A 6,277-nucleotide genomic window follows, 5' to 3' on the forward strand; every position below is an offset into this window, starting at 1 on the left:
CTGTTAAGGGAATACCCCAAATAAAAAACCACCCGATATTATCGAGTGGTTTTTTTATGCTTAATGAAATTATTTTCTATCCTTAAGCTCAACAAATTCTCTATCTGTTTCACCTACATAAATCTGACGTGGACGACCTATCGGTTCCTTGTTTTCGTGCATTTCTTTCCATTGTGCAATCCATCCTGGTAAACGGCCTAAAGCAAATAGAACGGTAAACATTTCAGATGGGAAGCCTAGTGCGCGGTAAATAATACCTGAATAGAAATCTACATTTGGATATAACTTACGGTCTATGAAGTATTGATCAGTTAAAGCCGCTTCTTCTAATTTCTTAGCAATTTCTAAAATCGGATCATCAATACCTAGATTTTCCAGAATATCATCACAAGCTTTTTTAATGATTTTAGCTCTTGGATCGAAGTTTTTGTAAACCCTGTGCCCAAAGCCCATCATACGGAATGGATCGTTTTTGTCTTTCGCTTTTGCAATCCACTTCTCTGTATCACCTCCATCAGCTTTAATCAACTCAAGCATATCGATCACAGCTTGGTTAGCACCACCATGTAGTGGGCCCCAAAGTGCAGCAATACCAGCAGCAATTGAAGCATATAAATTACAATCAGATGAACCTACGATACGAACGGTAGATGCTGAACAGTTTTGCTCGTGATCTGCATGCAGAATAAGCAATTTATTCATCGCATTAACCACAATCGGATTTACATCATAATCCTCTGTACGTTGTCCAAATGTCATCCAAAGGAAATTGGTAACATAATCGTATTTATTTTTAGGATAAATAAGCGGATGACCTAATGATTTTTTATAAACGAAAGAAACAATGGTTGGGAATTTAGCCAAAAGTTTGATAATGGTTAAATCTTGTTCTTCTGCAGTTTGATTTGGCTTTAAGCACTCAGGATAGAATGTAGACAATGAGAAAATCAGGGAACCTAATTGACCCATTGGATGAGATCTTGATGGGTAACCATCAAAAAATTTCTTCATGTCCTCATGGATCAAAGTATGCTTGCTTATGTCAGCCTGTAGATCTTCAAGTTGTTTTTGTGTTGGCAGATCTCCATAAATGATCAGATAAATAACCTCTAAAAAACTCGATTTTGCGGCAAGCTCTTCAATCGAATAACCTCTATATTTTAAAATGCCTTTTTCACCATCTAAAAAAGTGATTTTACTCTTTGTAGAACCAGTGTTTTTAAAACCAGTATCTAAAGTAACAAAACCTGTTAGATCTCTTAATTTTGAAATATCAATGGCCTTTTCATCTTCTGTTCCTGTAATTACTGGCAATTCTACTGTCTTACCATCAACTTTGATCTCTGCAATATCTGACATATTATTGTATTGTGTTTATAGCTTTCTAAATTATATAAAATTAATATACATGCATAACAAATCTGTTAAATTAATATGAATAATTAGTCAAAATGACGTAACAATCGTGCTTAATTAAACAGGATCTGAAATCTTATTTTGCTTTGATTTCTTCGGCAACTCTCCCACACTCCAGCATTTCTTTGCCGTAATAAGGATTTTTAATTTCCTTTTCGGTTGATAACCAGTCACCTCCATCTCCTTTATTCGCCATTGGGCAATGCTGAACATAAATTGTGCCTTTTTCTATTTCCGCATTCTTTAATAATGCAATTAAATCAGCGCTTAAAACCGTGAAATCTTTTCTTTGTGAAACGAGATTATTGCTTGCCGCGATTTTGCCCGCAACAGCTGCAGTAGGCTCACAACCTTTATAAGCAGCCAAACTCGTTTGTAAAAGCGCTGCAGATTTTTGTGCGTTTGCTGAATCTGATTTTACCAACGCATTTTTTAAATCTACATATTGGTTAAAGATTTCAGATTTCTGCCTGTCTTTTATAGAAACCTCATTTTTAACCGATGCTGAATCTGTTTTTGTTGAATCTTTAGTTTCTGTAGATTTTTTTTCAGCCTGGTTACAGGCCATTAAAGCGGTAAGTATTACTAATCCGAATATTCTTTTCATTGTATTTGGTTTTCGGCTCAAAATAGCAATTAAAATGGTAAATAAATAAAAAAGTCCCGATTTTCATCGGGACTTTAAATTAAATGATGTTCTAATTATAATTTGAAATTATATCCTAATCTCAGGTTAAATTGACCGGTTTTCATGAAATAGAGATCAGAAGCGCTATTGTTTACATAACCTTCGTATTTGATACCCAGATCTAAACCATTTTTCCACTCATAGCCTAGACCGCCTGTATAAATAAAGTTCATGTTAGCACCATCTTTTATGGCCAAACCTGAACCTAGCTCAGTACTTAAATACATTCTCTCGATCGGAAACACTCTAACGCCACCTAATAAAGGGATGAATTCGAATTTTAGCGGGCTTCCCTTCCATTTTAATCTGGTATAACCACCTGAAGCGGTAAGGGCCACATAAGGACTCAGATCATATTGAAGTCTTACATCTGCACCATAACCATAATCCATTTCAGACTTATCTGGAAATAATCCACCATTTACGCCTACGCCAATTTTAAAAGCCATACCGCTTCCTGGTGTCATTCGTTCAGTAGAACCCATAGTTTGTGCCTTTAGATTTGATGTGGTTAATATTGCAAGGGCCGTTAATGTCGTTGCAAAAAGTTTAGTAACTGTTTTCATTTTAGATATTTTAGGTTATTAATTAAGGGTTTAGTTTATATACGTTAAAATACCTGAGGTGGATTTTCAAATTTTCATTTTTTTCAGAATGTTATGAAATAAAAAAAGCCYCCTTAAAAAGGAGGCTTTCAATGCTATTTGTGTTTAGCTTACAGGCTAAATCCGTATGCTAAACGTAGGCCAACATAACCAGTACTGCTACCATCTCTAGCTAAGCCTTCGTATTTTACGCCTAAATCTAAACCGTTACTCCATGCATAACCCAGAGCTGGTGAATACACAAATGATGTTCCGCTACCTTCGTTTGTACCGAAACCAGCACCAAGCTCTGCTAAACCATAAATACCAGAACCTGATTCATTAAAGAAATATTTAACACCAGCTTTTACAGGAATGTATCCAAAATCCGGAATATCTACACCAGTATTGCCAATTTCTTTACCTAAGAAACGGGTATAACCAGCAGTAACAGGAATCGATAATTGTTTATCGATATCAAACTGATAACGTAAATCTGCACCAAGCGCCACGCTATATGCATCGCTTGTTGGTATACCACCAAAAATACCTATTCCTAATTTTTGAGAAGATTGCGCATTAGCATTTGTAGTAAAGAATAAAGCCACGACAGCTGCTGAAGTAGCAATGATTTTAGTAATTGTTTTCATTTTAAGATATTGTTTTTGAGTTAAACTAATATGCTGCAACGAATACAAAGGTTGTGCCAGAATGGCTTTTTTAATACTATTTAGGCCATAAACCAACATTAAGATGACCAATAAAAGTTAATTTTCATTAAGTGAAACTTTTTCAATTACCAACTGTTGTAACAGGTTTGTAGGTGCTGATGCATCGAACCAAATAACCTCAACATTGTCCTTTTCCATTTTCCTGAAAAAGGTATTTTGCCGTTTAGCATATTGGCAAATGGCGATGCCAAGTTTTAGTTTCAGTTCATCAAATGTGAATAAGTCATCCAGGTAATTCACAATGAATTTATATTCCAACCCATAAAAAACCAGAATTTCTTTACTAATACCTTCTTTAAGCAATTGCGCTACTTCTTCAATTAAGCCTGCTTCAAATCTTTCGTTCAGTCTTGTTAGAATTTTAGCTCTGGTTATTTCTACTTCATTCTTCAATCCAAAAATAATGGGTTTGAGCACTGGTCTATCGACAACTTCTAGTTGATTGTATTGGAGGTAATGGGATATTTCTAATGCCCGGATCAACCTCTTTTTTGAGGATAAGTCAACATGATCAATATTCTGGCTATTATCACTTTGTAATTTTGAAATCAACGCTTCTTTCGATAATAAATTTAATTGATCTCGTAATTGTTGATTTACGGGAATTGCGGTAAAAGTTTGGTTTTGCAAAAGGCTGTGGATATACATTCCTGTTCCGCCACAGAGAATGGGAATTTTGTCTTTTCCTGTTATAGATTCAAAGGCCTTGTAGAAATCGTTTTTAAAGGCATCTACATGATAACGTTCACCAGGTTCTAAAATATCGATTAAATGATGAGGAATTGTTTTGCCGTTAATATGATATTCTGGCAAATCTTTACCAGTACCAATATCCATCCGTTTAAATATCTGACGGCTATCGGCACTAATAATTTCGCCATTTAACGCATCAGCAACACTTACAGCAAGTTTCGTTTTGCCCGATGCCGTTGCACCTAAAATGATGATGAGATTATGCTGATCCATTAAAATTTGAGGATAAACTTTAAACTTCCTGTATTAAACACTTCTGTTGTAAAACCCTGAATATCCTTTTTTAGCTGACGATTTAGATCTTTATCCAGAACATAAGTCTGCGGATCCAAAATTGCCGTTTGCTTAAAACCCAATTTAATATAGGCTTCTCCTGCCGACCAGTCACGATCTGCATAAGTCATGAGGTCATTAGATTTATACGTTTCAGCGAAAAAAGCAATCAACTTGCTAAGCCCTCCAGTAACAGAATAGCCAGCTTTAACGGCAAACCTGATCAATTCTGCTGATTTATAATTTTCGGTATGGTTCATTTTACGTAGTGCCGAAAAAGTAGCAACCGCTACAAGCGCTTCTTTTTCGAATAAACCAATTTTATAACGACTGCTTACTGAGCCCTGCAAGTGATTTTCAATTAAAAAAGAATCGGCAACGGGTTTAGTAATTTTGAATACTTTGGTTTTTCTACCGTGAATACGGATATTTTTACCCAGCAAAGATTTTATTCTCGCTAAAACCTGATCTGGTCTTGATTGCCACAGATCTTCCCAAAGATGAATGAGTTTAATGCCTTCCTGGCGATACTTTTCCTGCAGCCCAATGAGGTGTTGTGGAGTAAATTTATTGTTTAAACTTACCAGATGAATGATCAATTGAGGATCAGTCCGTAATAATCGAAATTCATGTTCTAAAAAAAGAAGGCACCCAATTTTGTTATTAGCAAGTGCTAAGCTTAATTGATGATGCCAGATAACGTCAGAAGTTAAATTATTCAATCAGTAGAAGGTTTTTAGAAAAATTATCTACTGCAAATTTAACCATCAGATTGTTAAATCCATTCTTTTTCTTTAAAGTTAGTATGGATAATTTCTACCAGCGTTTCAACTTCTTTTAATTTAGAATCATCAAGTGCTGAAATTTTAAAACCCGCTTTGTTTTTACCAAAATCGCTTAAATTATGATTTGTAGTAGAAAATTCATCTGTATTGATTTTAACTTCTACAGCATTCCCATTAATATAAACACCTGTAAAAAATCGTTCGGTCACTTTTTCACCGTTTAATTCAATGTTTTTTTCACTGTAAAGATCATAGCCGTTCTCCGAATTTTCGTGCACCGTATATCCACGGGTGGCGTATGGCTGTAATCCAGCTCTAATGGTCTGGAAAATTTCAACAAGATCAGTTTTCATAATTGTATTTGATTTTAGAATTAAACACCATAGTACAATTATTGTTTAGTTTTTATTCTTCAAGCCACCAGTTTTCAGTCGGTAAATATTCATTTAAAATTATTGTTTCACCCAATTTTGGAGTAACCAAAGGAAGCTGCTTTGTTGCTGCAGCTAAAACCACTCTTTTTATAGGCTCATTCCATGGGTGCATGGCTAAGCTGAATTTGCCCCAATGTACCGGCATCAAAACTTTTGCTTTTAAATCGATTGCTGCCTGCACTGTTTCTTCAGGAAACATATGGATGTATGGCCAATAAGCATTGTACTGTCCGCACTCGAGCAAGGCTAAATCGAAAGGACCGAACTCCTCGCCTATTTTAGCAAAGTGTGTATCGTAACCAGAGTCGCCACCCAAGAATAGCTGGTAGTTCTCAGTTTTCAATACAAAAGCCGACCAAAGCGTTTGATTTCTTTTAAACTTTCTCCCCGTAAAATGCCTTGCCGGAACGGCTGTTAACTTCAGGCTACTAAATAATGTGAGCGATTCGTTCCAGCACAATTCATTGATCTTATCAGTTTTAATTCCCCATTTTTCTAAATGTTCTCCAACTCCCAACGAACTCACAATCGTTTTAACTTGTGGTGCAATTTTTAAAATGCTATTATAATCAAGGTGATCGTAATGATCATGTGTGATGAGCAGGATATCAAT

Annotated in this window: 8 protein-coding genes; all 8 read right to left on the reverse strand. The window is 35.5% G+C overall.

Annotated features, from left to right (window positions below; translation table 11 throughout):
* Positions 1-69 precede the first annotated feature (69 nt).
* A complete protein-coding gene (locus AC1DPQ_RS14445) occupies positions 70-1,359 on the reverse strand; it encodes a citrate synthase (protein WP_057934373.1) in 1,290 nt (429 codons plus the stop codon).
* A gap of 133 nt (positions 1,360-1,492) precedes the next feature.
* Positions 1,493-2,023 (reverse strand): DUF3347 domain-containing protein, encoded by a 531-nt coding sequence (locus AC1DPQ_RS14450; RefSeq protein ID WP_477582152.1) that lies wholly within the window; start codon positions 2,021-2,023, stop codon positions 1,493-1,495.
* A 95-nt stretch (positions 2,024-2,118) separates the two neighbouring features.
* Positions 2,119-2,670 carry a hypothetical protein gene (locus AC1DPQ_RS14455; RefSeq protein WP_477582150.1) on the reverse strand — a complete coding sequence of 184 codons (552 nt, stop codon included), beginning with the start codon at positions 2,668-2,670 and terminating at the stop codon, positions 2,119-2,121.
* Positions 2,671-2,819: 149 nt separating this feature from the next.
* Positions 2,820-3,338: a hypothetical protein gene (locus AC1DPQ_RS14460; RefSeq protein ID WP_477582149.1), complete on the reverse strand. Its 519-nt coding sequence runs from the start codon at positions 3,336-3,338 to the stop codon at positions 2,820-2,822.
* Positions 3,339-3,455: 117 nt separating this feature from the next.
* The gene (miaA, locus tag AC1DPQ_RS14465; RefSeq protein WP_477582147.1) at positions 3,456-4,385 is read right to left on the reverse strand and encodes a tRNA (adenosine(37)-N6)-dimethylallyltransferase MiaA; all 930 of its coding nucleotides are present in this window, start codon (positions 4,383-4,385) and stop codon (positions 3,456-3,458) included.
* Complete coding sequence (locus AC1DPQ_RS14470) at positions 4,385-5,167, reverse strand: hypothetical protein (RefSeq protein WP_477582146.1); 783 nt, start codon at positions 5,165-5,167, stop codon at positions 4,385-4,387. Before AC1DPQ_RS14470 ends, miaA begins: the two co-directional genes overlap by 1 nt.
* Positions 5,168-5,220: 53 nt before the next feature.
* Positions 5,221-5,583 (reverse strand): hypothetical protein, encoded by a 363-nt coding sequence (locus AC1DPQ_RS14475; RefSeq protein ID WP_477582144.1) that lies wholly within the window; start codon positions 5,581-5,583, stop codon positions 5,221-5,223.
* Between the two features lie 52 nt (positions 5,584-5,635).
* A partial coding sequence (locus AC1DPQ_RS14480; RefSeq protein ID WP_477609913.1) for an MBL fold metallo-hydrolase occupies positions 5,636-6,277 on the reverse strand: 642 nt, incomplete at its 5' end.

The sequence above is a fragment of the Pedobacter sp. 01T416_2 genome, from assembly GCF_056398925.1.

Coding starts and splice junctions, on each gene's coding strand:
- AC1DPQ_RS14450 (WP_477582152.1), bottom strand. CDS start 2,023: ATGAAAAGAATATTCGGATTAGTAATACTTACCGCTTTAATGGCCTGT.
- AC1DPQ_RS14445 (WP_057934373.1), bottom strand. CDS start 1,359: ATGTCAGATATTGCAGAGATCAAAGTTGATGGTAAGACAGTAGAATTG.
- miaA (WP_477582147.1), bottom strand. CDS start 4,385: ATGGATCAGCATAATCTCATCATCATTTTAGGTGCAACGGCATCGGGC.
- AC1DPQ_RS14475 (WP_477582144.1), bottom strand. CDS start 5,583: ATGAAAACTGATCTTGTTGAAATTTTCCAGACCATTAGAGCTGGATTA.
- AC1DPQ_RS14455 (WP_477582150.1), bottom strand. CDS start 2,670: ATGAAAACAGTTACTAAACTTTTTGCAACGACATTAACGGCCCTTGCA.
- AC1DPQ_RS14460 (WP_477582149.1), bottom strand. CDS start 3,338: ATGAAAACAATTACTAAAATCATTGCTACTTCAGCAGCTGTCGTGGCT.